Genomic DNA, 23057 nt, shown 5'->3' on the forward strand with positions numbered 1-23057 from the left:
TTCGAGGGGGTCCGGGTGTGTCCCCCAGCATAGGCCGGGCCGCATAATGGCCCAGGCGTCCGCGTGACGGACCGCCCCCACTCCACCCGACGAACGGGAGCCGACCATGTCCTCCGCCACCCCACCCCGCCCCAGCGCCGACGGCGCGCACCCCGGGCCCGCGCCCGACGTCGTCGCCCCCGACGCCACCCTGCCCACCGGTGAGGCGGTCGTCCAGGAGCTGCCGTGGCGCTGGTCCGTCCAGGGCCGCATCTTCCTGATCGGCGGCCTGGGCTTCATGTTCGACGCGTGGGACGTCACGCTCAACGGCGTGATGATCCCGCTGCTGCGCGAGGAGTGGGCCCTGGACAAGGCCGACGCCGCGTGGATCGGCACCGCCAACCTCATCGGCATGGCCGTGGGCGCGTTCCTGTGGGGCACCATCGCGGACCGCATCGGCCGCAAGGCGGCGTTCGCGTGGACGCTGGCGATCTTCTCCGTGTTCACGATCGCGGGCGCGCTGACCGACTCCCTGCTGTGGTTCGCGCTGTTCCGGTTCGTGGCCGGCATGGGCCTGGGCGGCACGATCCCCGTGGACTACGCGCTCGTGGGCGAGTTCACCCCGCGCCGGCTGCGCGGTCGCGTCCTGGCCGCGATGGACGGCTGGTGGCCCGTCGGCGCCGCGCTGTGCGGTCTCGTCTCCGCCTGGCTCGTGGGCACGTGGGGCGACTGGCGCCTGCCCCTGCTGGCCATGGTCCTGCCGGCCCTGCTCGTGTTCGTCGTGCGCCTGGGCATCCCCGAGTCCCCGCTGTTCCTGATGAGCCGGGGCCGCGAGGCACAGGCCCGCGCCGTCATCGACCGCCTGGTGGCGGCCACCGGCGCGCCCCGCCGGCCCTACACGATGCCCCCGGCCGAGCCGGCCCGCTCCGGCGGCGTCGGCGCGCAGCTCGCCGCGGTCTGGCGGTTCTCCCCGCGCATCACCGCGGTCGCCTGGGCCCTGTTCGTGGCCATCATGCTCGTCTACTACATCGCGCTGCAGTGGCTGCCGACGTTCCTCATCGACGCCGGCTACGCGGAGGGCCGCGCCTTCATCATGACCTCCGGCATGGCCGCGGCCGGCCTGCTCGGCGTGGTCGTGGCCACCGCGCTGATCGAGGTCACCGGCCGCCGCTGGCTGCTGGCCGTCAGCGCCGTCGTCGCGAGCGCCCTGACCGTCTGGCTGGCGAGCGTGCTGGACGTGCCCGCCGCGGTGCTGCCGCTCGTGCTGGCGTTCGGCTTCGTGGTGCAGGTCGCGATCCCGGTGCTCTACACGTACGTCTCCGAGCTGTACCCGACGACGCTGCGCGCCTCCGGCTTCGGCTGGGCGTCGGCGGCCTCGCGGGTGGGCGCGGGCCTGGGTCCGCTGCTCTTCGTGGGCACGCTGGTCCCCGCCCTCGGGCTGCCGGGGGCGTTCGCCGTCACCGGCGGGCTCGTGGTCCTGGCCTGCGCGGCGATGCTGGCGCTGGCCCCGGAGACCCGCGGCCGCGCCCTCGAGGTCAGCGCCGACTGAGCTCGCCGAGCACGCGCAGCAGCAGGGCCCGCTCCTGGACCTTGATGCGCTCGTGCAGCTCGGCCTCGGTGTCCGTGTCCAGCACGGGCACCGCGGCCTGCGCGAGGATCGGGCCGGTGTCCACGCCCGCGTCCACCACGTGCACGGTGCAGCCGGTGACCTTCACCCCGTGCGCCAGCGCGTCCCGGACGCCGTGGGCCCCCGGGAAGGAGGGCAGCAGGGCCGGGTGGGTGTTGAGGATGCGGCCGTCGAACCGCTCGAGCAGCGGGGCGCCCAGGATCCGCATGAACCCGGAGCACACCACCCAGTCCGGCGCGTAGGCGGCGACGGCGTCCGCGAGCGCCTCGTCCCACACGCGCCGGTCCGCGTGGTCCTTCGGGGACACCACGAACGTCTCGATCCCGTGGGCGCGGGCGCGCTCCAGACCGCCGGCGTCGGCGACGTCGGCGCCCACCGCGGCGATCTCCACGTCCAGGGCGCCGGAGGCGGCGGCGTCGAGGACGGCCTGCAGGTTGGTGCCGGAACCGGAGACGAGGGCAACGATGCGCATGCGCCCATCGTAGGGTGAGGGGGTGTCCGCCCCCGTTCCCTCCTCCCCGCCCCGCCCGCCACAGGGCGCCCCGGACCCCGGCCGCGTCCGCACCGGCCGTGCCCTGCTGTGGCAGTCCGTGGCGCTGCTGGGGATGGTGCTCTCCTTCTCCCTCGTGCTGCCGTGGAAGCTGATCGCCCTCGCGCTGGGGCTGGTCGCCCTCGTGCTCGGCGTGCGCGTGTGGGTCACGAGCCGCGGCGCCGAGCGCTCGGGACTGCCCCGCGCGGTGGCGTCCGCCGGCATGGCGATGGCGCTGATGGGCATGACGACGGCGGCGCTGCCGCTGCTCGCGTGGGACGCGACGGTCCAGCTCGAGCAGTGCAGCGCCTCCGCGCTCACCGTGCGGGCACAGCAGGCGTGCGCGGACGAGTTCACCCGTCAGGTGGAGGAGCGCACGGGGGTGCCCCAGCTGCGGCCCTGAGCCGCGGGCGTCAGTCCCGCGCCCGGCGGGGGGACGGCCGGTCGCGCGGGCCCGAGGCGCGGTCGCCGGACCGCGGCACCGACGTCGTCCCGTCCCGGTGCCCGGTCACGGCCAGGGCCGTGAGGTAGCCGGCCGCGCAGCCCAGCGCGACCCACCCGGCGACGGCGGCGCACACCGCCCAGACGTGGGAGCCGATGTCCGTCAGCGTGCCGAGCCCGAGCGTCCCGGAGGTGAGGGCCAGCGGCGCGAGCAGCAGCAGCCCCGTGAGCAGTCCGGTGAGCACGGCCAGGGCCAGCGTGGACAGCGTCAGGGACACCGCGCGGCTGCCGTGGCGGGTGTGCAGCCAGTCGTCGAGGTGGTTCTCCCCCTCCCGCAGCAGCCACACGCCGGCCACGACGCCGGCGCTGATCGGCACGGCCAGCAGGAGCAGCTGCCACGGCGACCACGTCCCGGGCAGCGCACCCAGCGCCGGGAGGGCGGGCGCGGTGGCCGGCGTCGCGCCGAACACGGAGTAGAGGCTGTCCGCGCCCACGGAGAACCCCGGGCCCGCCGTCCACGCGATCGACCACGCGGTGAACGTGGGCAGCCAGCCGATCTGCAGCAGCGCCACCAGCAGGCCGCCCAGCGGGCCGCCCCCGATCGCCTGGGCCACGGTGACGACGGCGGCCCACTCGACGGCCAGCCGCCCCGCCACGAGCAGCGCGTTCAGGCCCGTCAGGGCGAGCACGGCGACGGCCGCGGCGCGCACCACGGACCACGCGTACGAGCCGGCCCAGCGTTCGTACTGCGAGCGCCGCGAGATCCGCTCCGTGAGGTCCAGGCCGATCAGGTGCGCCCAGGTGCCGGCCTCGCGCCGCGCCCCCGCGAGGGCGGCGACGCCGAAGAGCAGGGCGGGCAGCAGCGCCGCCGGGGCGGGGTGGGCCGTCAGCTCGTCCGTGCCGGGCAGGAACGCCACGGCCAGCCCCACCAGGGCGTAGGCCCCCACCGCGCCCACGAAGGCCTGCCACGCCTGGTCCCGGTAGGACGCGCGGGCCAGGCGCCGGCCGGCCCGCCAGGACAGCGCGAGCGGGACCAGGGTCAGGCCCCACGGCACGAGCCACGCCGTGCCGGTGATGAGGTGATCCGGCGCGGTGGGCATGGCCGTGGCCACGGTGACGGGCACCGCGTGCAGGGCCAGCCACAGGACGCCGCCCACCTGGACGGCGCCCTCGATGGTCGGCCGCTCGAACCCGCCCGTGGCCCACACCGCGAGGGTGGGGACCATGACCGCCAGCAGGCTGATCATCGCCGTGACGAGCGCCTCGACCACCCCCTGCAGCCACAGCGGCAGGGGGACGGGGCGCAGCAGACGGGGCGCAGCGGGGCGGGAACTCACCCGTCCATGGTGCCACCCGACTCCGGGCGGCGCCTGGACGGGGGCGGGCCGCGCGGGCCGGTGCGACGACCGTCACGCGCCCCGAGAGTTCACCGCGGGGTCACCGGGCCGTCGTCGGCGGGTGTCCCGGCCGTGGTCCGGGGTCCTTAGCGTCGGCCACGTGCGTGTCGTCGTGGTCGCCGAATCGTTCCTGCCCCATATGAACGGGGTCACCCACTCCATCCTCCAGGTGCTGCGCCACCTGCGGGAGCGGGGCGACGAGGCGATGGTGGTCGCCCCGGCTGCCTCGTGGTCCGCCGGGTGGACCCAACGCGCGGGCGCCGGTGAGGCCCCCCGCGAGGTCGAGGGCTTCCCCGTGCGCACCCTGCCCTCCGTGCCCCTGAGCGGGTACGCCTCCGTGCGGGTGGCCGCCGGCACGGTGGGCCGGCTGCGCGGCATGCTCGCCGACTTCGCCCCGGACGTGGTGCACATCGCCTCCCCCTTCGTGCTGGGCTGGCGCGCGGTGCAGGCGGCCGAGGAGCTCGGCATCCCCTCCGTGGCCGTCTACCAGACCGAGGTCCCCGGCTACGCGGCCCGGTACGGCGCCCCGTGGCTGGAGGACGTCCTGTGGAGCCACGTGGCGCGCCTGCACAACATGGCCACGCTGACGCTCGCGCCGTCGTCGTTCACCGTCCGGCAGCTGCACCGCCAGGGGGTGCGACGCGTGCACCTGTGGGGCCGCGGCGTCGACTCCCGCCGATTCCATCCCGCCAAGCGGGACGAGGCGCTGCGCGCCGAGCTCGCCCCGAACGGCGAGAAGCTCGTGGGCTTCGTGGGGCGGCTGGCGCACGAGAAGCAGGTCGGGGACCTGCGGGTGCTCTCGGACCTGCCGGGCACCCGCCTCGTGGTCATCGGCTCCGGGCCGCTGCGCGAACAGCTCGAGCGGGAGCTGCCCGGCGCGCACTTCGCCGGCTTCCAGGGGGGCGAGGACCTCGCGCGCCACGTGGCCAGCCTGGACCTGTTCGTGCACCCCGGCGAGTCCGACACCTTCGGCCAGACGCTGCAGGAGGCGATGGCCTCGGGCGTGCCCGTCGTCGCCGTCGGCCGCGGCGGCCCCCTCGACATCGTGGACGCCTCCCGCACCGGCTGGCTCTACCCGCCCGGCGAGCTGGACGAGCTGCGCCGCCACGTCGCGGACCTCGTGTACGACGACGTCAAGCGGGCCGCGTTCGCCGACGCGGCGTGGGCGTCGGTGCAGGGCCGGACCTGGCCGGTGCTGTGCGAGCAGCTCATGGGCTACTACGAGAAGGCGATCGCGGTGCAGGAGCGCCGCCGCGTGGAGCTGGCCCGCCGGCTGCTGACGGCGCCGTCGCTGCTGGCCGCGCGCGTGTTCGGCTGACCCCCCGGGCCGGGCGCCGTGCGGGCGCCGTGCGGTCCGGGTCTCGCGTCCGGAGCCGTGGCTAGGGTGGCGGGCATGGACGCCACCCCGCAGCCCCGCCCCGCCGAGCCCGGCCCCCTGCCCGATCCCGCCGCGCCTCGCCGCCTCGCCGGCAAGGACGTGCACCCCGTCGGCCTCGGGTGCATGAACATCGTGCACGGCTACTCCGGGTTCCTCGACGACGACGCCGCCGTCGATCTGCTCACCCGCGTGCTGGACGACGGCACCGACCACCTGGACACCGCCACCCTCTACGGCGGCGGCCGCAGCGAGGAGCTCGTGGGGCGCGCGCTCGCACGGGCGGGGTCGGACGTCCGCGAGCGCGTCCTGCTCGCCTCCAAGGGCGGGCTCGTGCGGGACGGGCAGCGGCGGATCGACGGCCGCCCGGAGACGCTGCGCGCGCACGTGGACGCCTCCCTGCGCCGGCTCGGCCAGGACCGGATCGACCTGTACTACCTGCACCGGCTGGACCCGGAAGTCCCCGTCGAGGAGTCCGTGGGGGCGCTCGCGGAGGCCGTCACGGACGGCAAGATCGGGGCGATCGGCCTGTCCGAGGTCTCGGCCGCCACCCTGACCCGGGCCGTGGCCGTCCACCCGATCGCGGCCGTGCAGTCCGAGTACTCCCTCGCCACGCGCAACCCCGAAGGGGGCGTGCTCGAGGCATGCCGCCGCCACGGGACCGCCTTCGTGGCCTTCTCCCCCGTCAGTCGCGGCCTGCTCACGGACGCGCCGCCGCGGCTGGACCGGCTGGACGCGGGAGACCTGCGGCACCGGCTGCCCCGCTTCGCCGAGGGCCACTACGAGGCCAACCTGACGCTGCGCGAGGCGCTCTCGGCCGAGGCCGTCCGGCTCGGGACGAGCACGGCGGGGCTCGCCGTCGCCTGGGTCCTGGCCCAGGGCGAGGACGTCCTGGCGATCCCGGGCACCACCTCATGGGAGCATTGGCTCGAGGACCGGGGCGCGCACGAGGTGCGGCTGACCCCGGCCGACGTCGCCCGCCTGGACGCCCTCGTCAATGACGCGACCGTGGCGGGCCCGCGCTACAGCGAGAGCCAGCAGGCCAGCATCGACACCGAGGCGGCGCCGCCGCGCTGAGCCGAACGCGGGGCCCGGGGTGGCCCGCGTCTCATGTCGGTAACAGAGCGCGCTCCCTGTCAGGATGGGCGTCAGGCACCGCGGCCTCCTCCGACCGCGGCGCGCCACGGCGGGGGCACCGCGGGGCGTCTTTATCCCGACGTCCGAGGAGGACACCATGAATGAGTCTCTGGAGAGCCTGCGCGACGAAGTGTTCGCGCGCAACCCCGGCGAGGCCGAGTTCCACCAGGCGGTGTCCGAGGTGTTCGAGGCACTGGGACCGGTGGTGCAGCGCCACCCCCAGTACGTCGAGGCCGGGGTCATGCACCGCCTCTGCGAGCCGGAGCGCCAGATCATCTTCCGCGTGCCGTGGATCGACGACGCCGGCGTCGTGCAGGTCAACCGCGGGTTCCGCGTGGAGTTCAACTCGGCGCTCGGCCCGTACAAGGGCGGCCTGCGCTTCCACCCCTCCGTGTACCTCGGGATCGTCAAGTTCCTGGGCTTCGAGCAGATCTTCAAGAACTCGCTCACCGGCATGCCGATCGGCGGCGGCAAGGGCGGCTCGGACTTCGACCCCGCCGGCAAGTCCGACCGCGAGATCATGCGGTTCTGCCAGTCCTTCATGACGGAGCTGCATCGCCACATCGGTGAGCACACGGACGTGCCGGCCGGCGACATCGGCGTGGGCGCCCGCGAGATCGGCTACATGTTCGGCCAGTACAAGCGACTGACCAACCGCTTCGAGGCCGGCGCCCTCACCGGCAAGGGCCTGACGTGGGGCGGCTCGCTGGTCCGCACCGAGGCCACCGGCTACGGCGCCGTGATGTTCGTGGACTCCATGCTGCGCACGCGCGGCGAGTCCATGGACGGCCAGCAGGTGCTGATCTCCGGCTCCGGCAACGTGGCCATCTACGCCGCGGAGAAGGCCGCCGCGCTCGGGGCCACCGTGCTCACCGCGTCCGACTCCTCGGGCTACATCGTGGACCCGGACGGCCTCGACCTGGACCTGCTCAAGCAGATCAAGGAGGTCGAGCGCGGCCGTATCTCCGAGTACGCCGAGCGCCGCGGCGGGCGGTCCCGCTACGTCAGCGGCGGCAGCGTCTGGGACGTCGAGGGCACCGTGGCCCTGCCGTGTGCCACCCAGAACGAGCTCGACGAGTCCGCCGCCCGGACCCTGCTGAAGAACGGGGTGAAGGCCGTGGCCGAGGGCGCGAACATGCCCTGCACCGAGGCGGCCTCCCACCTGTTCGTGGACTCCGGGACGCTGTTCGGCCCGGGCAAGGCCGCCAATGCGGGCGGCGTGGCGACGTCCGCGCTGGAGATGCAGCAGAACGCCTCGCGGGACTCGTGGAACTTCGACTACACCCACGACCGGCTCGAGCAGATCATGCGCGACATCCACGACCGCTGCGTGGAGACCGCCGAGGAGTACGGCACCCCCGGCAACTACGTGGCGGGGGCGAACATCGCCGGGTTCATCAAGGTCGCCGACGCGATGATCGCCCAGGGCGTGGTCTGAGGTCCGGCCCGGTCCGGCCCCTTCCGTGATCCGCCGCCGCCCTGCGACATCACCGCCGTTCTGACGCGCGGTGATGTCGCAGGGCGGCGGTCGTTCGAGGGCACCCGACTCCTGCACAGGCCCCCCGACGTCGGGTGCCCTCCACCGTCCGGCGCGGCCGACCCCGCGCGCCCCGGGCGGGCCCACGACACTGGGCCGCATGACCCTGCTCTCCGACCACGCGCGGACACTGCTCCCGGGACGCGGTCCCCTGCTCAGCGCGGCGGACCCCCACGACGGGGCGGCGCGGCGCCGTCTCGAACGCGCCTGGACCCGCGGGGTCCTCGTGCGGCTCTGCCCGCGCGTCTACATCACGGCCGGCGACTGGGCCGCGCTGCGTCCGTGGGACAGGGCGGTCGTGTCCGCCGTCGCCCTCTCGATCGCCCGCCCCGAGACGGTGTTCACGGGCCTGACCGCGGCCCGGTTGCACGGTCTGGGGCCGGCCGTCGAACCGCCCGCGCTCGAGCTGCGCGCCCCCTCACCCGGGCATCACGGCGCCGGTCCGCTGACCCGCCGTCCCTTCGCCCCCTCCCTGGTGGCCCATGACCGCCGGCTTCCCGTCCCGCCACGCCGCCGACCCCGGTGGGGGCTGCCGGAGGCGGCCCACGGCGCGCCTCAGCTGGTCGAGGCCGTCCTGTCGGACGGGCAGAGCCTGGGGACCGTCCTGGCGGATCCGCTGCCCACGGTGCTGCTGGTCCTCGGCGCGGCCACCCCGTTCCGCGACGCCGTGGCCCCGCTGGACGCGCTCGTCCGAGCCCGACCCGAGGAGGCCGCACGCTGGGCGAGGCAGGCGGAGAGCCGACTCGGATCCGCGGCCGCCCTCCGCCGATTCGAGCGGGCCTGGCACTTCGCGGACGCGCGGGCGGAATCCGCCGGCGAGTCCTACAGCCGGGCCATCCTCCACGAGCTCGGCTTCGTCCCGCCCACGGCGCTGCAGCATCGCCACCGGGATGCGAACGGACGCGAGGTGGCCCGCACGGACTTCTGGTGGGAGCAGGTGCGGGTGTACGGGGAGTTCGACGGGCTGGGCAAGTACGACCTGTCGTTCTTCGACGGTGACGACACGGCCCGCCGCGCCAGCATCCGCCGCGAGAAGGAACGGGAGGTGGCCCTGCAGCTGGTCACCCGGGCGGGCGCGCATTGGACGTGGGGAGACCTCCTGCGGCCGGACCGGCTGGCGCGGATCCTCACCGCCGCGGGCGTCCCCCGCTCGGTCTGATCCACGGCCGTCCCACGGGCCCGGTCCCGACTCGGCGAGCCCGAGCGGCGGACCTCCGCTCTGCGACATCGCAGCCGTGCTGCACGGCGGTGATGTCGCTGGGCGGCTGCCAGGCGGTCAGCAGCCCACCTCGGCCCACCTCAGCCGGCCAGGGCCGCCCGCTGCTCGGGGCTGATGCGCACGGGGCGGCCCGTCTGCCCGTCGACGAACACCATGACGGACGTCGCGGTGGCGCAGAGGGTGTCGTCGACGCCGTCGTGCAGGGCGTAGCCCACGTGCACCGAGGCGGCCTTCACGGCGTCCACGCTCACCACCACGCGCAGTGGCACGGGGCGGTAGGGCATCTGGGCCCGGTACTTCACGGTGTGCTCGGAGATGAACGTCCGCACACCGGGGGCCACCCCCTCGAGCAGGTCGATCGGCGGGGCCTGCCCGCCACCGGCGCCGGTGTTCGCGGGCACGCCGAAGGCCGCCACGCGGGCCTCCTCCAGCAGCTGCACCACGGCGATGTTGTTCACGTGGCCGTAGGCGTCCATGTCCGCCCAGCGCAGCGGGATGCGGACCTCGACGGAGCGCGAGGCGGTCATCGGGCGGCCTCCTCGTCCGCGGACCGACCGTCGCGCTGCGCCGCGGCGTCGAGGGTCGCCGGCGCCTCGTCGTCGCCGAGGATGTCCTCGCGCCAGGCCTCGGGCTGCACGTCCACGAACTCGACGGGCAGGATGCCCAGGTCTTCGAGCTGATTGGACAGCGTGGCCCCGTCCGGGCCGTAGCACCACGGGATGCCCGGGGTGGAATGGCGGGTGTCCTCCGCCCGGCCGCCCGCGAGCAGCGCCTGCGAGGGGGTCAGCTGCCGGATGACGATCGCCTTGACCCGGTCGGGGTGGCGCTGCGCGAACTCGGCGTAGATCTCGGGGTCGTGCTGGCCGTCGTCGCCCACCAGGATCCACTGGATGTCCGGGAACTGCTCGGCGAGGCGCTCGAGCTGGACCCGCTTGTGCTCCTGACCGGAGCGGAACCAGCGGTCCTTCGTGGGCCCCCAGCTGGTCAGCAGCAGCGCGCCGAGCGGGTAGAGGTTGCGGCCCAGGAAGCGGGTGAGGGTCTGCGCCACGTTCCACGCGCCCGTGGACAGGTACAGCACGGGGGCCTTCGGCTCGAGCTCGGCGATCCGGCGCAGCAGCACGGCGATCCCCGGGGTGGGCGTGCGGGCGTGCTCGTCGATCACGAACGAGTTCCAGGCCGCCAGCAGGGGGCGGGGCAGCGAGGTGACCACCACGGTGTCGTCGATGTCCGAGACCAGGCCGATCCGCGCGCCCGGCTCGCAGATGTACAGGTCCATGACGGCGCGCTCCTCCTGGCCGCCGACGTGGAGGGTGGCGGTCTGCCAGCCGGGCTCCAGCTCGACGTCCAGCACGACGTCGACGACGCCCATCCGGTCCGTGCGCACCGTGGTGCGCAGGTCCCCCACCTGCACCTCCACCTCGGCGTAGGCCATGGGCGGGGCCACGAAGTTGCGCCAGCCGCGCACGCCGTCCGCCACCACCTTCGACAGCCGACGGCCGTTCATGAACTCCTCGTCGGAGGCGATCACCACACGGGAGAGGATCCGCACCCAGCTGGTGCTGCCGTAGCCCGTGAACGCCATGACCGTCGGCACGTTGCCGGCACGCAGCGCGCGGGCACGGTGCCAGCGGTTCCACCCCTCCTGCAGGTGCGTGGCGACGTTCTCCACGGGAGTGGGGTCACCGGGAGGGGCCAGGCGGCCGCGCCGGGGCGCGGGCGTGGGGGCGTCGGAGGCTGCGGGCATGCGCCCAGTATTCCGCACCGCGCGCTCTCAGTGGATCTCGGGGACCAGCGCGGTCAGGCGGTCCAGCATGCGGCCGACCTTGCCGTTCTCGATCGCGGAGGCCACGTGCCCGTCCGCGAACCGCTCGCCGCGTACCAGGTAGGTGAACAGCGTGCCGAGGTCGGCCAGGGACGCCTCGGCGATGCCCGCCTCGCTCACCCGGTCCACGTTCCGCAGGTAGTCGACGTCGATGCCCGCCAGCTCCTGCGCGGCCACGAGGCCGGGGAACACGCGGTCGTCGTAGCCCGGGTAGACGCCGCCGAGGGTGCCGGGCGCGGGGGCGCCGTAGGAGGCGATCGGCCGGGCCTCGGTGCCGTAGCCGGCGGCGAGCAGCTCGCGCAGCGCACGCACGGCGGCCACGCGCTGGGGCGTGGGGGTCTGCGGGCCGGTGAGGGTGGCGTCGTCGCCGGGGGTCGGGAGGGGGTGCTCGGTCATGGCGGCTCCTCTGCTCGGGGGGTCGGCTCCATTGTCTCGCGTCCGTGCTGGCGTGTCCGGGCCCCCGCCTAGGCTCGGGGCATGAGCCCCGCCCTGCCCCGCCCCGCCGAGCTGCGCGCGATCGCCCTCGACGCCGCCCGCGCGGTCGCCGGCGACCTCGCCGCCGCCTTCCGCTCCCCCGCCGCCACCGGGCCCGAGGCCAAGACCACGCACCACGACCTCGTCACCGTGCACGACCGACACACCGAGGCCCGGCTCGTCGGCGCGCTCACGACGGCGGTCCCCGGCTCCGGCGTGCTCGGCGAGGAGCTCGGGGCGCAGGCCGGCACCGGTGAGGCCGCCCGGCTGACCTGGATCGTCGACCCCATCGACGGCACCTCCAACTTCGCGCACGGCTTCGCGATGTTCTCGGTGTCCCTGGCCGCCGAGGTCGACGGCGAGGTGGTGGCCGGCGTCGTGCTGGACCCCGTGAGCCGGCTGGCGTTCTCCGCCGACGGGGACGGCGCCTACCTCACCCGCGGCGACGGGCCGGAGCGCCCGCTGGCCGAGGGCGCCCGGTCGGCGCCGGCCGGCGGCGAGCGCGCCCAGAACCTCGTGACCTCCTACCCGGCGGGCGAGGCGATCGCGCGCGAGGGCGAGGAGGCACTGCGCCGCTTCGGGCGGCTCGTGACCGCCCACGCGACCGTGCGCCGCACCGTCTCCGGCGCTCTCGAGCTCGCCCACACGGCGGCGGGCTGGGCCGACGCCGCGCTGTACGTGGACACCAAGCCCTGGGACGTCGCGGCGGGGCAGCTGATCCTGCGCCGCGCCGGGGGCAGGTGGCTCACGCCGGACCCGGCGGCGCCGTCGTCGGGCCGGCTCGTCGACGACGGCCCGCGCGCCCACACGTGCCCGTTCGCGCTCGCCGTCGCCCCGGGCCGCGAGGCACCGACGACGGCGGCGGTGCTGGGCGACATCGTCGCCTCGCGGGCGACCGACCGCGCCTAGAGTGGGTGTGAGCCCGATCTCAGCGCCGCTCCCGACGGCGCCCGTCCCGGCACGCCAGGAGGCCCCGATGACCCCGCAGCACCACGACACCGCCGACGCCCCGTCGATGCAGCGCCCCGACCCCGTCGCGGAGCCCGGGGACCACCTGATGTTCGAGCACCCGGACGGTGAGGCCGTCCTGGTGCTGGACGAGGACCAGGTCTGGCGCCTGCTGCGCCGCGTGCGCCACGCGCGCCTCGGGCTGGCCGTGGACGGGCGGCCGGACATCGTGCCGGTGAACGTGCGGGCCCACGACGGCGCCGTCTACTTCCGCACCGCGCCCGGCTCGAAGCTCGCCGAGCTCACGGTGAACCCGCGCGTCGTGGTGCAGGCCGATGGGATCCTGGCCGACCAGGCCTGGTCCGTGCTCGTGCACGGCACCGCGCGCCGCCTGGACACGGAGGCGGAGATCGCGGAGGCCGAGTCCCTCGGCATCGAGCCGTGGGTGCCGACGCTCAAGGACTTCTACGTCCGCGTGGACGTCCAGCGCGTGTCCGGCCGCCACTTCGTGTTCGGCCCGCACCCCGAGCGCAACGCGTCCCAGACCGACTGACCCGGTGACCGGGCCGGGGAGGCTCAGGGACGCGCCGGGGGCTGCCCGCCCTCGCCGCCCGCCGGGGGCTGCCCGCCGCCGGGCCCGCCCATCCCGCCCTGCTCCTGCTCGGTGGTGGTGTCGATCGGGACGTCGATGGTGATGGCGAAGCCCTTCTCCACGGAGCCCGTGATCTGCGGCAGCTGTGTCTCGTAGCCGTCCGAGAAGACGTTGTCCGTCTCGAGGCTGACCTGGGCGAAGTTCGCCGTCGACCCGTCGTAGGCCGAGGTGGCGTAGACCTGCGAGGACTGCTCCTCGGGCATCGCGATCTGGGAGGTGAGGACGTTGTTCGTCGCGTCCGTGATGGACGCCTTGTCCGGGAACACCTCGAAGTGCAGGTGGGGCCACCGGCCGGCGTAGCAGCCGGGCCACACCGTGGTGAAGGTGACCGTGCCGTCGTCGCCCACCACCTGGACGCCGCGCAGGTAGGTCTCCTCCGTGATGCCGTCCGAGTACATCGAGTAGCGGCCCTGCGCGTCGGCGTGCCAGAGGTACACGGCGGCGCCGGTCATGGCGGCGTCGCCGTTGGCCATGTCGATGACGTTCATCGTCACCGTCAGCGGGACGCCCTCGGCGACGGTGCCCGTGTCGATGCTCGTGGTCAGGTCGGAGCGTTCGATGCCGGACGCGTCGAGCACGTCCGGGCCGTTGGAGCCGTCGCCCGGGTACGGGCCTGCGGTCTCGGTGACCATCTCGGTCAGGGTGGCGGACGGCGAGGCGCTCGCCGCTGACGAGGAGGCCGCGGGTGACGAGGAGCCGGCGCTCGCCGACGTCGAGCCGGAGGAGGACGAGGCGCCCTCCTGGACACCGCACGCGGCGAGGACGAGGGCTCCCGCCCCCGCGCCGAAGATGCCCAGCGCGTTGCGGCGGGAGACGAGCGTGCCGACGTCGAAGGCGGCGCCCTGGTCCTCGACGTCCTCGGCCGGGCGATGGAAGGCCCGGCCCTCGAAGGTGGGCGTGACGGCGGGGGCCTCGTCTCCCTCGGTGACCTGGGGGAAGGGACGGCGGGAGCGGGTCGGGAGCCCGGGGGCCATGGAGTTCCTCTCGTGGGGCGCCCGCCGGGTGGCGGACCGCGTCGAGAGGCCAGCATGGCAACGGATGCCGGACGTTTTCGTGAGATCGGCGGGATGGTTCCAGGACATCTCCTGGGCGGTTTCTGACACGGGCGGGACCGCCGGCGCCTCGGTCGACGCCTCAACTACCTGCCGGTCCAGCTCCGTTGCTGAAACATGCACCTGGAAAGGTGGCGCACACTCTCAGGGTCGAGTCAGCGATTCCGGCGCCGGGCCGCCTCAGACCTCCGGGGCCTCCCCCAGGTGGCTCGGCGCCCACATCGCCAGGCGGGTCTGCACCACGACGACGTTCGGACCGTCCGCCTGGAACGCGCGCTCGAGCGCGCCGCGCACGTCCTCCACTCCCACCGTCTCGGCGGGCACGCCGAAGGAGGCGGCGAGGGCCTGGAAGTCCGGCCGGTCGAGCTCGGTGGCCGTGGCCTTGCCGAACGCGCCCTCCATGTACTCGCGCAGGATGCCGTACCCGCCGTCGTCGATGATCAGCCACGTCACCGCCGCACCGTGCTGCCTGGCGGCCGCGAGCTCGGCGAGGGAGTACATCGCCGAGCCGTCGCCGGCGACGGCGAGCACGCGCCCGTCGATCCCGGTGCGGCCCTGGTGGGCCAGGCCCACCGCGCCGCCGAACGCGGCCGGGAACCCGTAGCCGAGCCCCCCGGCGCCCTGCGCCGAGTGGAACTCGCCGTCCTGCGCGTCCCAGCAGTTCCACGCCCAGTAGGCGGCGATGGTCATGTCCCAGTACGTCTGCATGGTCGACGGGACGGCGGCGCGGATGTCCGCCAGGAGCCGGCGCTCCACGCCGAGGTCCTGGGCGTCGAGCCGGGCGGTGATGCGCGCGTTGACGTCGGCGACCACCTCGGCCGGGGTGCGGCCGTGCCAGACGGCGGCGTCCCGCGCCACCGAGCCCGACTCGCGCAGCGCCGCGGCGAGGGCCTCGAGCGCCTGGCCGGCGTCGGCACGCACACCCAGCGTGGGGTGGTTGGTCTCCAGCACACGCGGCTCCGCGTCCACCTGGATGAGGCGGCCGCGCGGCTCGAGCGTGAAGTAGTTCGAGGTGACCTCGCCGAGCGAGGAGCCCACCACGAGCAGCACCTCCGCGTCCTCGAGCAGGTCCGTGACGAGGCGGTCCTCCACCCAGCCGCCGAGGCTGAGCGGGTGCTCCCACGGGAAGGCGGTGTTGCCGCCCGGCGAGCAGACCACGGGCGCCTGGAGCAGCTCCGCGACCTCCCGCAGGCTCGCCATCGCGGCCCTGCCGGAGCGACGCACACCGCCGCCGGCCACGATCGCCACCCGCCCCGCCCCGCGCAGCCAGCGCACGGACTCGGCCACGAGCTCGGCGCGCGGCGGGTGGTCGTAGGGCACGGCCAGGGCGTCCTCGACCGGGGGCACCATGACCTCGCCGAGCAGCACGTCCTGCGGGATCTCGACCCACACCGGCCCCTGCGGCACGGTGATGGCCTCGGCCCATGCGTCCTGGATGGCGGAGGGGATGCCCGAGGCGTGGTGGACCGTGAACTGGGCCTTGGTGACGTTGCGGGCCGAGGCCTTCTGGTCGTCCAGCTGGTGCAGCATGCCCTTGCGCCGGGCACCGAGCCCGGACAGCGGGATCTGCGAGGCGATCACGAGCATCGGCACGCCCGTGGCGTACGCCTCCTGCAGGCCGGCCAGCGAGGTGAGCGCGCCCGGGCCGGTGGACAGGAACAGGACGCCGACCTCGCCGGTGGCCCGGGCGTATCCGTCCGCGGCGAAGGCGGCGTTGTTCTCCACGCGGTTCGAGACGAACTCCAGCGGGGAGCGGGACAGGGCGTCGAAGAGGCCGAGGGCGTGCTGGCCCGGGATGCCGAAGACCGTCCGTGCGCCCAGGGCGTGGAGCGTCTCGACGGCGAGGTCGCCGCCGTTGCGCCGCGGAGTCGCCGCCGTCGTCGTCTGCTCGTCGGTCATCGGGCCGGCTCCTCACCGGCGGCCGCGCGGGTGGCGCGGCGGTCGGCCATCAGGGAGATGAGGTCGTAGGCCACGTGGGAGGCGGCGACGCCGGTCAGCTCGGCGTGGTCGTAGGCCGGGGCCACCTCCACCAGGTCCGCGCCCACGATGTCGAGCCCGCGCAGGCCGCGGAGGATCTCGAGCAGCTCGCGGCTCGTGATGCCGCCGGCCTCAGGGGTGCCGGTGCCCGGCGCGTGCGCGGGGTCGAGGACGTCGATGTCCACCGAGATGTAGAGCGGCCGGCCCCCGATGCGCTGGCGCAGCTGGTCCACGATCTCGTCCACGCCCTGACGGAACACATCCGAGGAGGTGACGATGCCGAAGCCCATGCGATGGTCGTCGTCGAGGTCCTTCTTGCCGTAGAGCGGACCGCGCGTGCCCACATGCGAGATGGCCTCGGTGTCCAGGATCCCCTCCTCCACGGCGCGGCGGAACGGCGTGCCGTGGGTGTACTCGGCGCCGAAGTAGGTGTCCCACGTGTCCAGGTGGGCGTCGAAGTGCAGCAGGGCCACGGGCTCACCCGCCCGGGCGGAGGCGGCGCGCAGCAGCGGCAGCGCGATGGTGTGGTCGCCGCCGATGGTCATGAGCGAGGAGCCGTCCTCGGTGAGGTCCATCGCGTCCTGCTGGATCGCCTCGATGGCCTCACCGATGTGGAACGGGTTCACCGCCATGTCCCCGGCGTCCACCACCTGGGCCTGCGCGAAGGGCGAGGTGTCCGTGGCGGGGTTGTACGGGCGCAGCAGCCGCGAGGACTGCCGCACGTGGCCGGACCCGAAGCGTGCACCGGGGCGGTAGGAGACGCCGGCGTCGAACGGCACGCCGACCACCTTGATCTCCGGGACGACGCCGGCCGCGGCCGCCTCGTCCAGGCGCGGCAGCAGCGCGTAGGTGGGAGCGCCGCCGTAGCGGGGCACGAGGGCGGAGTTCACGGGGCCGAGGCGGCCGTTGTCCTCGACGCGGGGGATCTCGAGCATCTGGGATGTCCTCTCTGAGCGGTGCGATTCGGTCTGTCGGTCTGGTCTGGTCTGTCCGAAGCGGGCGTGCCGCCGGGGTCACGCGTGGCCCACGAGGGTCCACAGCACGACGGCGGGGCGGTCGTCCGGATTGGCCCACGAGTGAGGCTCGCGGCCGGGGAGGGTGACGGTGTCCCCCTCCTCCAACAGGTGCACGGCCTCGGTGGTCCGCAGCTCGAGGCGGCCGGTGACCACGTGCACCGCCTCCACGCGGCAGTCCACGGTGTACAGCTCCGCCTCCCCGCGGCCGTGCGGGGCGATGTCCGCGCGCAGGATCTGCAGGTCACGACGACCGCGCGGGGTGATGAGGCGCTCGCGGATGCCCTCGCCGCCGAGGCTGATCGCGGGGGCGTCGGCGAGGTGCACGACCGTCACCTCGGGCGCGTCCAGGACGTCGCCCGGGCTCGCGCCGAGCACCTGGCACAGGGTCACGAGCGTGCTCACGGACGGGCTTGTCAGGTCCCGCTCGAGGCGGGAGAGGAAGCCCTTGCTGACGCCGGCAGCCTCTGCCAGCTGGGCCACGGTGAGCCGCCGCGCCTCGCGCAGCGCGCGCAACCGGCGGCCGATCAGCGCCTGGCCCGGCGCGGTCTCGAGCGGGAGGGCCTTCATCGCGTTCCTCCCGACGTCGGCCAGGCGACGTCGCCGAGGTCACCCTGGACGCCATGTTGTCTGATAAGCAACATGTGTTTACCGTAGACCCAGATCGTGTGATCGGCAACACGCCGATCGCTCCTGTCCCGCCCGCGGCGCCCCCTCATCCCGGCGCCCTGGATCCTCTCGCCCCAAGGACCGCCCGTGACCCTCAACCTGACCATCGTCGCCGTCTACCTGGTCGGCATGCTCGCCTTCGGCTGGTGGGGCAAGACCCGCGCCGCCAGCTCGGAGGACTACCTCGTGGCGGGCCGCCGTCTCGGGCCGATGCTGTTCACCGGCACCATGGCCGCCGTCGTGCTCGGCGGCGCCGCCACCGTGGGCGGCGTCGGCCTGGGGTACGAGTTCGGACTCTCCGGCGCGTGGCTCGTGGCCGCCATCGGCGTCGGCGTGCTCATCCTGTCGGTGGCGTTCGCCCCGATCCTGGCCCGTCTGAAGATCTACACCGTCTCGCAGATGCTGCGCCTGCGGTACGGCCGCGGCGGGGCCTCCCACGCCTCCTCCTTCGTGATGCTCGCCTACACGCTCATGCTCGCCGCCACCTCCACGGGCGCCTACGCGTCGATCTTCGTGGTGCTCTTCGGCTGGGACCGCTGGCTGTCCGTCCTGGTGGGCGGCGGCATCGTGCTGGCCTACTCCGTGCTCGGCGGCATGTGGTCCATCACCCTGGCCGACATGGCCCAGTTCCTCATCATGACCATCGGCCTGTTCGCCCTCATGCTCCCCCTCTCCCTGGCCAACGCCGGCGGCTGGAGCGCCATGCAGGAGCGCCTGGGCGCCGAGTTCTTCAGCTGGGACGGGATCGGCGTGCAGTCGATCGTCACCTACTTCGTGGTCTACACCCTCGGCCTGCTGATCGGCCAGGACGTCTGGCAGCGCGTCTTCACGGCCCGCTCCCCGCGCGTGGCCCAGATCGGCGGCGCCACCGCGGGGCTGTACTGCATCGCCTACGGCGTCGCCGGCGCCGTGATCGGGATGGCCGCCCGCACGGTGACCGCGGACATCGCCACCACGGACGACGTGTTCGCGTGGGTCGCCCAGAACCTGCTGCCCGTCGGCATCGGTGGCGTGGCCCTGGCGGCCGCCGTCGCGGCCATGATGTCCACCGCCTCGGGGGCGATCATCGCGGCCTCGACCGTGATGCGCACGGACATCCTCCCCATCCTCCGCGGCGAGGCCACCGCCTCCGAGGACGGCGCCACCGCCGAGGACGAGGCTCCGGAGACCGCGGCGGAGCTCGCCTCGAACCGCGGCTGGGTGCTGCTGCTCGGCGCCGTCGTGCTGGGGCTGGCGATCGTCGTCCCGGACGTGGTGGCGGCCCTGACCATCGCGTACGACATCCTCGTGGGCGGCCTGTTCGTCGCGATCGTCGGCGGCCTCGTGTGGCAGCGCGGCACCGGCACGGCGGCCCTGTGGTCCATGGTGGTCGGGACGGTGGGCACCCTCGGCACCATGGGCTGGCTCGAGCTGAACGCGGCCGAGCCCTTCGAGGGCGTCTTCGCGAACGAGCCGATCTACGTCGGCCTGGCGGCCTCCGCCGTCGTGTACGTCCTCCTCAGCCTGATGACCCGGCCCACGGACCCCGCGGTCCTCGAGGCCTGGCGGGTGCGCTCCCGCCACGGCGTCGACGCAGCGGTCTGAGAATGCCGCTGGCCGATGAGCCCGGGGCCTGCGTTCCTCCGACGCCCGCACGATGGGCGAGGCCAGGCGGTGCGGTGGCGGGCGACCCTTCCCCCGGGCTCCCCCCGACCCTAGTGTGTGCATAACAGCCCGGGACCGGGACTCCCACTCGGGTTCGCCCCGTCTCTCGCCCCGCCGGGGCCTCGCTGGAGACAGAAAGGCAACAGTTTCATGACCACCAAGAACCGCGCCGTGGCATTCCACGGCATCAAGGACGTGCGCGTCGACGAGCTGGACTTCCCCAAGCTGGAGATGCCCAACGGCTCCGCCGCCCCGCACGGCGTCATCCTCAAGATCGTCGCCACCAACATCTGCGGCAGCGACCTGCACATCTACCGCGGCTCCTTCCCCGTGCCCGAGGGCATGGTGCTGGGTCACGAGATGACCGGCCAGGTGCTGGAGGTCGGCAGCGACGTCCAGTTCCTGAAGGAGGGCGACCTCGTCTCCGTGCCGTTCAACGTGGCCTGCGGCCGCTGCCGCAACTGTCGCGCCGGCCACACTGAGATCTGTGAGACCGCCAACCCGGAGCAGGCGTGCGCCGCCTACGGCTTCAATCTGGGCGACTTCCAGGGCGGACAGGCCGAGTACCTGTTCGTGCCGTACGCCGACTTCCAGCTGCTGCGCTTCCCGGACCAGGAGCAGGCGATGGAGAAGATCCTGGACCTGGCCGTGCTCTCGGACATCCTCCCCACGGCGTTCCACGGTCTCATGGCGGCCGGCGCCAAGCCCGGCTCCACCGTCTACATCGCCGGCGCCGGCCCCGTGGGCCGGTGCGCCGCGGCCGCCGCTCGACTGCTGGGCGCCTCGTGCATCATCGTGGGCGACCAGGACGCCTCGCGTCTGGAGCTGGTGCGCAAGCACGGCTGCGAGACCATCGACCTCTCCGTCACGGAGAACCTGCAGGACGCCGTGAACGACATCCTCGGCGAGCCGATGGTGGACTGCGCGGTGGACTACGTCGGCTCCGAGGCCCACGGCCTGGGCTCCGAGTCCGATGAGATGCAGCCGATCGCCGCCGTGAACCAGGTCCTGGACATCACCCGTCCGGGCGGTGCCACGGGCATCATCGGCATCTACGGGCCGGACCCGATCGCGGAGACGAAGGCCGAGCAGGAGGGCACCTTCCCGGTGGACTTCGGCAAGGCCTGGATCAAGTCGCCCCACATCATCGGCGGCCAGGCGCCCATCATGCGCTACAACCGCCAGCTGATGATGTCGATCCTGTGGGACCGGATGCCGTACCTGACGGAGATGGTCAACCCGCGCGTGATCACCCTGGACGAGGCACCCCAGGCCTATGCGGAGTTCGACCAGGGGTCCCTGGAGAAGTTCGTCATCGACCCCCACGGCATGATCGCCCGCTGAGCGGTCCGCCCCCGGAGGCACGACGGCGCCCCTCACCTGCCCGCGCAGGTGAGGGCGCCGTCGTGCCTGCGGATCATGCCGCGTGCAGCAGCGTGGCGGTGATCCCGAGGGCCGCCAGGCCTACCACCAGCGCGACCATGCAGGCCACCGACGCCAGGGCCGGCCGGGCCTGCTCCCGCGCGATCCCGTCCGCCTGCGCCACGTAACGCCGGCGCTGCGTGGCCAGCACCGCCGCCCCGCCGACGGCCGCCACCACCGCAGGCCCGAACGCCCACGCGCCGACGGCCGGCCACCACCTCAGGAACGTGAGGCTGAGGACGCCCAGCGCCAGAACCGTGCGGCCCCAGCTCATCACGGTGCGCTCGGGCTGCAGCCCCGGGTCGTGATGCAGACGCATCGCCTCAGCCCCGCGGCAGGACGACGGCGAGCATCAGCACCACGACGGCCAGCACGACGCCCCCCGCCAGGACCGGGACGATCAGCGGCAGCGGCAGCGGACGGCCGCGGCGCATCGCCCGCTCTACCCGGAGCCAGCGCACACCCGCGCCCAGGGCGAGCAGCGCCGCCAGGACGAGCAGCACCGTGCTCAGCACCACCCGGACCGGCGGCGCGAAGAGGGCGCCGGTGAACGCCTCCACCGCGACCCCGCCGGCCAGCAGCGCCAGCGCCGTCCGGACCCAGGCCAGGAACGTGCGCTCATTGGCGAGCGTGAACCGGGGGTCCGGCTCCACCCCGCCCGCCAGGAGGCGGTGCTGCCAGGCCGGCCGGCCGCCGTCGTGGGCGGCGGCCTCGGGGCCGTCGGGGGTCTCTGCTGCGTCCATGCGGCCATGGTAGCGACGGCGTAGACTGGCGGGTCGGGCGCGCGCCCGGCCGCCGTGGTCCGCGGCGGCGGCGCCCGTCCCCGCCCGACCATCCGATGGAGCCCCATGAGCCCCGCCCACACCGCCACTCCTGCAGCACGCCCCGAGCCGACCCGCGAGCAGGTCCGACGCTGGCGCCGCTACCTCGCCGACGAGATCGCCGAGGGCCAGATCTACCGCGACATCGCCGCCCGCAAGGACGGTGTGGAGCGCGACATCCTGCTCGGCCTCGCCGAGGCCGAGCGCCGCCATGAGCAGCACTGGCGGATTCTCCTGGGCAAGCACGCCGAGAACCCCCCACGCCCCTCCTTCCGTCGCGTCCTGCTGCGCTGGCTCGCACGGATCTTCGGCTCCGTGTTCGTGCTGGCCCTGGCCCAGCGCGCCGAGTCGGACACTCCCTACGCGGAGGACCAGGACGCCCCCGAGGGCATGGTGGCGGACGAGGCCATCCACGAGGAGGTCGTGCGGGGCCTCGCCGCCCGGGGTCGCGAACAGCTGGCCGGCAACTTCCGCGCCGCCGTCTTCGGCATGAACGACGGGCTGGTCTCCAACCTGGCGCTCGTGATGGGCATCGGCGCGACGGGCGTGGCGCCGTCCGTGGTGCTGTTCACCGGCGTGGCCGGACTGCTCGCGGGCGCGCTGTCCATGGCGGCCGGCGAGTACGTCTCGGTGCGCTCCCAGCGGGAGCTGCTCGAGGCCTCCTCCCCCACCCAGATCACCCTCGAGGCGGCCCAGCACCTGGACCTGGACCACAACGAGCTCACGCTCGTCTACCTGGCCCGCGGCATGACGCCCGAGGACGCCGAGCACCGGGCACTCGAGCGCCTCGGCTATCTCTCGTGCGACTGCAACCCGCAGTTCTCCGCCCGCCCCGACGGCTCCCAGGGGCCCGTGGACCACTCGGACTCCTTCGCGGAGATCGGCTCGGCGTGGAGCGCCTCCCTGTCCAGCTTCGCGTTCTTCGCCTCCGGCGCGCTCATCCCGATCCTGCCGTACATCTTCGGCATGTCCGGGCTGTGGGCCCTGGGCCTGGCGGCGGCGATGGTGGGCGCGGCCCTGCTCTTCACCGGCGGTGTGGTCGGGCTGCTGTCCGGCTCCTCACCGCTGGCCCGGGCCCTGCGCCAGCTCGCGATCGGCTACGGCGCCGCCGCCGTGACGTACGTGCTCGGCCTGCTCTTCGGCGCGAACGTGGGCTGACGCGGGGAGGGCGGTCTGGCGCCCCGGCCAGGAGAAGAGGGTCCGGTCCTCTCCGTCCTCTCGGCGGCTCAGTTCCTCCAGAGCCCCGATGAGTGCACCGACAGCGGTGGGCCGGCCCGCTGTCGCAGTGTCGCTCTGCTCTGTGTCATGAGGAGCGGAAGGTG

Annotated in this window: 22 protein-coding genes; 11 read left to right on the forward strand and 11 right to left on the reverse strand. The window is 74.1% G+C overall.

The features are described 5' to 3' along the window. The first annotated feature begins 106 nt into the window (after positions 1 to 106). Entirely contained in the window at positions 107 to 1528 is a 1422-nt protein-coding gene (locus tag AC0VX4_RS08950) for an MFS transporter (protein WP_119217526.1), read from the forward strand. Here the strand turns inward: AC0VX4_RS08950 and purN are convergent. Beyond that, the gene (gene purN, locus AC0VX4_RS08955; RefSeq protein WP_475464279.1) at positions 1515 to 2078 is read right to left on the reverse strand and encodes a phosphoribosylglycinamide formyltransferase; all 564 of its coding nucleotides are present in this window, start codon (positions 2076 to 2078) and stop codon (positions 1515 to 1517) included. The two genes, AC0VX4_RS08950 and purN, sit on opposite strands and share 14 nt — an antisense overlap. 22 nt (positions 2079 to 2100) lie before the next feature. On the opposite strand from purN, the gene AC0VX4_RS08960 reads away from it, so the two are divergent. Next, complete coding sequence (locus tag AC0VX4_RS08960) at positions 2101 to 2538, forward strand: hypothetical protein (RefSeq protein ID WP_036382019.1); 438 nt, start codon at positions 2101 to 2103, stop codon at positions 2536 to 2538. 10 nt (positions 2539 to 2548) lie between these two features. Here AC0VX4_RS08960 and AC0VX4_RS08965 read toward each other — a convergent pair whose 3' ends face one another. Continuing rightward, positions 2549 to 3913, reverse strand: coding sequence for a cell division protein PerM (locus tag AC0VX4_RS08965; RefSeq protein ID WP_475464280.1), 1365 nt, complete (start codon positions 3911 to 3913; stop codon positions 2549 to 2551). A gap of 160 nt (positions 3914 to 4073) precedes the next feature. Between AC0VX4_RS08965 and AC0VX4_RS08970 the strand changes: the two genes are divergently transcribed. The 4 genes from AC0VX4_RS08970 (at position 4074) to AC0VX4_RS08985 (ending at position 9181) form a co-directional block, all read left to right on the forward strand. Further along, the gene (locus AC0VX4_RS08970) at positions 4074 to 5291 is read left to right on the forward strand and encodes a glycosyltransferase family 4 protein (RefSeq protein ID WP_475464281.1); all 1218 of its coding nucleotides are present in this window, start codon (positions 4074 to 4076) and stop codon (positions 5289 to 5291) included. A 75-nt stretch (positions 5292 to 5366) separates the two neighbouring features. Beyond that, positions 5367 to 6425, forward strand: a complete 1059-nt coding sequence (locus tag AC0VX4_RS08975) for an aldo/keto reductase (RefSeq protein ID WP_475464282.1) — start codon at positions 5367 to 5369, stop codon at positions 6423 to 6425. Positions 6426 to 6582: 157 nt separating this feature from the next. Next, positions 6583 to 7923 carry an NADP-specific glutamate dehydrogenase gene (gdhA, locus tag AC0VX4_RS08980; protein WP_049158701.1) on the forward strand — a complete coding sequence of 447 codons (1341 nt, stop codon included), beginning with the start codon at positions 6583 to 6585 and terminating at the stop codon, positions 7921 to 7923. 199 nt (positions 7924 to 8122) lie between these two features. Further along, positions 8123 to 9181 carry a hypothetical protein gene (locus AC0VX4_RS08985; RefSeq protein ID WP_475464283.1) on the forward strand — a complete coding sequence of 353 codons (1059 nt, stop codon included), beginning with the start codon at positions 8123 to 8125 and terminating at the stop codon, positions 9179 to 9181. Between the two features lie 140 nt (positions 9182 to 9321). On the opposite strand, the gene AC0VX4_RS08990 is transcribed toward AC0VX4_RS08985, so the two are convergent. From AC0VX4_RS08990 to AC0VX4_RS09000, 3 genes are read right to left on the reverse strand one after another with little or no spacing between them, the layout of a single operon-like run. Beyond that, on the reverse strand, positions 9322 to 9768 hold the full coding sequence (locus AC0VX4_RS08990; protein ID WP_002853740.1) for an acyl-CoA thioesterase: 447 nt from the start codon (positions 9766 to 9768) through the stop codon (positions 9322 to 9324). Further along, complete coding sequence (locus AC0VX4_RS08995) at positions 9765 to 10985, reverse strand: App1 family protein (RefSeq protein ID WP_206480426.1); 1221 nt, start codon at positions 10983 to 10985, stop codon at positions 9765 to 9767. The genes AC0VX4_RS08990 and AC0VX4_RS08995 overlap by 4 nt, the downstream gene beginning before the upstream one ends. Before the next feature lie 27 nt (positions 10986 to 11012). After that, positions 11013 to 11459, reverse strand: a complete 447-nt coding sequence (locus AC0VX4_RS09000; protein ID WP_144824719.1) for a DUF6508 domain-containing protein — start codon at positions 11457 to 11459, stop codon at positions 11013 to 11015. Between the two features lie 81 nt (positions 11460 to 11540). On the opposite strand from AC0VX4_RS09000, the gene AC0VX4_RS09005 reads away from it, so the two are divergent. Both AC0VX4_RS09005 and AC0VX4_RS09010 read left to right on the forward strand, forming a co-directional pair. Beyond that, positions 11541 to 12446, forward strand: coding sequence for an inositol monophosphatase family protein (locus AC0VX4_RS09005; protein WP_475464284.1), 906 nt, complete (start codon positions 11541 to 11543; stop codon positions 12444 to 12446). 67 nt (positions 12447 to 12513) lie between these two features. Beyond that, complete coding sequence (locus tag AC0VX4_RS09010) at positions 12514 to 13038, forward strand: pyridoxamine 5'-phosphate oxidase family protein (RefSeq protein WP_144824721.1); 525 nt, start codon at positions 12514 to 12516, stop codon at positions 13036 to 13038. Positions 13039 to 13061: 23 nt separating this feature from the next. On the opposite strand, the gene AC0VX4_RS09015 is transcribed toward AC0VX4_RS09010, so the two are convergent. From AC0VX4_RS09015 to AC0VX4_RS09030, 4 genes are all read right to left on the reverse strand, one after another. Beyond that, the gene (locus AC0VX4_RS09015; RefSeq protein ID WP_475464285.1) at positions 13062 to 14111 is read right to left on the reverse strand and encodes an intradiol ring-cleavage dioxygenase; all 1050 of its coding nucleotides are present in this window, start codon (positions 14109 to 14111) and stop codon (positions 13062 to 13064) included. 258 nt (positions 14112 to 14369) lie between these two features. Beyond that, positions 14370 to 16088 (reverse strand): thiamine pyrophosphate-binding protein, encoded by a 1719-nt coding sequence (locus tag AC0VX4_RS09020; protein WP_144824723.1) that lies wholly within the window; start codon positions 16086 to 16088, stop codon positions 14370 to 14372. After that, positions 16085 to 17101 carry an agmatinase gene (gene speB / locus AC0VX4_RS09025; protein ID WP_475464286.1) on the reverse strand — a complete coding sequence of 339 codons (1017 nt, stop codon included), beginning with the start codon at positions 17099 to 17101 and terminating at the stop codon, positions 16085 to 16087. Before speB ends, AC0VX4_RS09020 begins: the two co-directional genes overlap by 4 nt. A gap of 78 nt (positions 17102 to 17179) precedes the next feature. Next, on the reverse strand, positions 17180 to 17749 hold the full coding sequence (locus tag AC0VX4_RS09030) for an XRE family transcriptional regulator (protein WP_363738870.1): 570 nt from the start codon (positions 17747 to 17749) through the stop codon (positions 17180 to 17182). A gap of 186 nt (positions 17750 to 17935) precedes the next feature. Here AC0VX4_RS09030 and AC0VX4_RS09035 point away from each other — a divergent pair, with 186 nt between their 5' ends. Both AC0VX4_RS09035 and AC0VX4_RS09040 read left to right on the forward strand, forming a co-directional pair. Beyond that, entirely contained in the window at positions 17936 to 19432 is a 1497-nt protein-coding gene (locus AC0VX4_RS09035; RefSeq protein ID WP_475464287.1) for a sodium:solute symporter family protein, read from the forward strand. 210 nt (positions 19433 to 19642) lie between these two features. Then, on the forward strand, positions 19643 to 20836 hold the full coding sequence (locus AC0VX4_RS09040; protein ID WP_475464288.1) for an alcohol dehydrogenase catalytic domain-containing protein: 1194 nt from the start codon (positions 19643 to 19645) through the stop codon (positions 20834 to 20836). A gap of 73 nt (positions 20837 to 20909) precedes the next feature. On the opposite strand, the gene AC0VX4_RS09045 is transcribed toward AC0VX4_RS09040, so the two are convergent. Both AC0VX4_RS09045 and AC0VX4_RS09050 read right to left on the reverse strand, forming a co-directional pair. Further along, entirely contained in the window at positions 20910 to 21233 is a 324-nt protein-coding gene (locus tag AC0VX4_RS09045) for a DUF202 domain-containing protein (RefSeq protein WP_036317009.1), read from the reverse strand. A gap of 4 nt (positions 21234 to 21237) precedes the next feature. Then, a complete protein-coding gene (locus AC0VX4_RS09050) occupies positions 21238 to 21657 on the reverse strand; it encodes a YidH family protein (RefSeq protein WP_036317007.1) in 420 nt (139 codons plus the stop codon). Between the two features lie 105 nt (positions 21658 to 21762). Here AC0VX4_RS09050 and AC0VX4_RS09055 point away from each other — a divergent pair, with 105 nt between their 5' ends. After that, a complete protein-coding gene (locus tag AC0VX4_RS09055) occupies positions 21763 to 22893 on the forward strand; it encodes a VIT1/CCC1 transporter family protein (RefSeq protein WP_475464289.1) in 1131 nt (376 codons plus the stop codon). Positions 22894 to 23057: the final 164 nt, after the last annotated feature.

The sequence above is a fragment of the Micrococcus sp. 63XJN7_8_ISO-PGPR-S23-253 genome (assembly GCF_056173425.1).

Excerpts from the sequence above, each read along its gene's own strand:
- purN (WP_475464279.1), bottom strand. The coding sequence starts at position 2,078 with ATGCGCATCGTTGCCCTCGTCTCCGGTTCCGGCACCAACCTGCAGGCC.
- AC0VX4_RS09000 (WP_144824719.1), bottom strand. The coding sequence starts at position 11,459 with ATGACCGAGCACCCCCTCCCGACCCCCGGCGACGACGCCACCCTCACC.
- AC0VX4_RS09050 (WP_036317007.1), bottom strand. The coding sequence starts at position 21,657 with ATGGACGCAGCAGAGACCCCCGACGGCCCCGAGGCCGCCGCCCACGAC.
- speB (WP_475464286.1), bottom strand. The coding sequence starts at position 17,101 with ATGCTCGAGATCCCCCGCGTCGAGGACAACGGCCGCCTCGGCCCCGTG.
- AC0VX4_RS08990 (WP_002853740.1), bottom strand. The coding sequence starts at position 9,768 with ATGACCGCCTCGCGCTCCGTCGAGGTCCGCATCCCGCTGCGCTGGGCG.
- AC0VX4_RS09055 (WP_475464289.1), top strand. The coding sequence starts at position 21,763 with ATGAGCCCCGCCCACACCGCCACTCCTGCAGCACGCCCCGAGCCGACC.
- AC0VX4_RS09020 (WP_144824723.1), bottom strand. The coding sequence starts at position 16,088 with ATGACCGACGAGCAGACGACGACGGCGGCGACTCCGCGGCGCAACGGC.
- AC0VX4_RS09040 (WP_475464288.1), top strand. The coding sequence starts at position 19,643 with ATGACCACCAAGAACCGCGCCGTGGCATTCCACGGCATCAAGGACGTG.
- AC0VX4_RS09010 (WP_144824721.1), top strand. The coding sequence starts at position 12,514 with ATGACCCCGCAGCACCACGACACCGCCGACGCCCCGTCGATGCAGCGC.
- AC0VX4_RS08995 (WP_206480426.1), bottom strand. The coding sequence starts at position 10,985 with ATGCCCGCAGCCTCCGACGCCCCCACGCCCGCGCCCCGGCGCGGCCGC.
- AC0VX4_RS09015 (WP_475464285.1), bottom strand. The coding sequence starts at position 14,111 with ATGGCCCCCGGGCTCCCGACCCGCTCCCGCCGTCCCTTCCCCCAGGTC.
- AC0VX4_RS09005 (WP_475464284.1), top strand. The coding sequence starts at position 11,541 with ATGAGCCCCGCCCTGCCCCGCCCCGCCGAGCTGCGCGCGATCGCCCTC.
- gdhA (WP_049158701.1), top strand. The coding sequence starts at position 6,583 with ATGAATGAGTCTCTGGAGAGCCTGCGCGACGAAGTGTTCGCGCGCAAC.
- AC0VX4_RS08950 (WP_119217526.1), top strand. The coding sequence starts at position 107 with ATGTCCTCCGCCACCCCACCCCGCCCCAGCGCCGACGGCGCGCACCCC.
- AC0VX4_RS09030 (WP_363738870.1), bottom strand. The coding sequence starts at position 17,749 with ATGAAGGCCCTCCCGCTCGAGACCGCGCCGGGCCAGGCGCTGATCGGC.
- AC0VX4_RS09045 (WP_036317009.1), bottom strand. The coding sequence starts at position 21,233 with ATGCGTCTGCATCACGACCCGGGGCTGCAGCCCGAGCGCACCGTGATG.
- AC0VX4_RS08975 (WP_475464282.1), top strand. The coding sequence starts at position 5,367 with ATGGACGCCACCCCGCAGCCCCGCCCCGCCGAGCCCGGCCCCCTGCCC.
- AC0VX4_RS08985 (WP_475464283.1), top strand. The coding sequence starts at position 8,123 with ATGACCCTGCTCTCCGACCACGCGCGGACACTGCTCCCGGGACGCGGT.